Source organism: Streptomyces recifensis, from assembly GCF_002154615.1.
In the GTDB taxonomy this organism is placed as follows: Bacteria; Actinomycetota; Actinomycetes; order Streptomycetales; family Streptomycetaceae; genus Streptomyces; species Streptomyces griseoluteus.
On record NZ_MUNH01000792.1, the window covers coordinates 1 to 1,146 of the forward strand.

Sequence of the window (1,146 nt, forward strand, 5' to 3'; positions counted from 1 at the left end):
CGGTGATCGAGGGCCAGCTGGGCTTCGATTTCTGACGCTTCCGCCCGCCGCCGATGTGCCACCCGGCCATCGGCGTCGTACAAACGTTTGATAAAAATCAGCTCATGCCTCTCCTTCCCGAGGAGCCTCAGATTCACGAGAGTGCCCAGGGTCCCGTCGCGACTCCGGCCAGCAGCCGCGTCGCACCGACCCCTCGTCCCGTACCCGGCCCCCGCCCCGCGGCTCCGGCCCGCCCCGGCCGGAGCCGCGGGGCGGGGGCCGGGTACGGGACGAGGGGTCGGTGCGACGCGGCTGCTGGCCGGAGTCGCGACGGGACCCTGGGCACTCTCGTGAATCTGAGGCTCCTCGGGAAGGAGAGGCATGAGCTGATTTTTATCAAACGTTGGTACGACGCCGATGGCCGGGTGGCACATCGGCGGCGGGCGGAAGCGTCAGAAATCGAAGCCGAGCTGGCCCTCGATCACCGGAACGCCGCCGTCCACGAGGCTGCGGACCTTCTTGAGGTGCCGCCACCGGGGCAGCGCATCAAGATACGCCCACGACAGACGGTGGTACGGGGTGGGGCCCCGCTCCTCCAGTGCGGCCTTGTGCACCGGCGACGGATACCCGGCGTTGTCCGCGAATCCAAAGTCTGCATGGCCGGCACCGAGTTCGGCCATCATTTTGTCGCGGTACACCTTGGCGATCACCGAGGCCGCCGCGACGGCCACACAGGACTGGTCGCCCTTGATCACCGTGCGCACCCGCCAGGGGGCACCGAGGTAGTCGTGCTTGCCGTCGAGGATGACGGCCTCGGGCCGGACCGGCAGGGCTTCCAGGGCGCGGACGGCGGCCAGCCGCAGGGCGGCGGTCATGCCCAGGTCGTCGATCTCCTCCGGAGAGGCGTGACCGAGGGCGAAGGCCGTCACCCAGGACCGCAGTATCCCGTCCAGCTCCGCACGGCGTTTGACCGTCAGGAGCTTGGAGTCGGTGAGCCCTTCGGGCGGGCGGCGCAGTCCGGTGACCGCCGCGCAGACGGTGACGGGTCCGGCCCAGGCACCCCGCCCCACTTCGTCGACGCCGGCGATGACCTTCGCCCCGGTCGTGGCGCGAAGGGAGCGCTCGACGGTATGAGTGGGTGGTTCGTACGGCATGGCGGACTCAGAC

Annotated in this window: 1 protein-coding gene; it reads right to left on the minus strand. The window is 69.8% G+C overall.

Annotated elements, in window-relative coordinates; translation table 11 throughout:
* Positions 1–431 precede the first annotated feature (431 nt).
* The gene (locus tag CCN33_RS29765) at positions 432–1,133 is read right to left on the minus strand and encodes a ribonuclease HII (RefSeq protein ID WP_086696437.1); all 702 of its coding nucleotides are present in this window, start codon (positions 1,131–1,133) and stop codon (positions 432–434) included.
* Positions 1,134–1,146: the final 13 nt, after the last annotated feature.

Coding starts and splice junctions, on each gene's coding strand:
- CCN33_RS29765 (WP_086696437.1), bottom strand. CDS start 1,133: ATGCCGTACGAACCACCCACTCATACCGTCGAGCGCTCCCTTCGCGCC.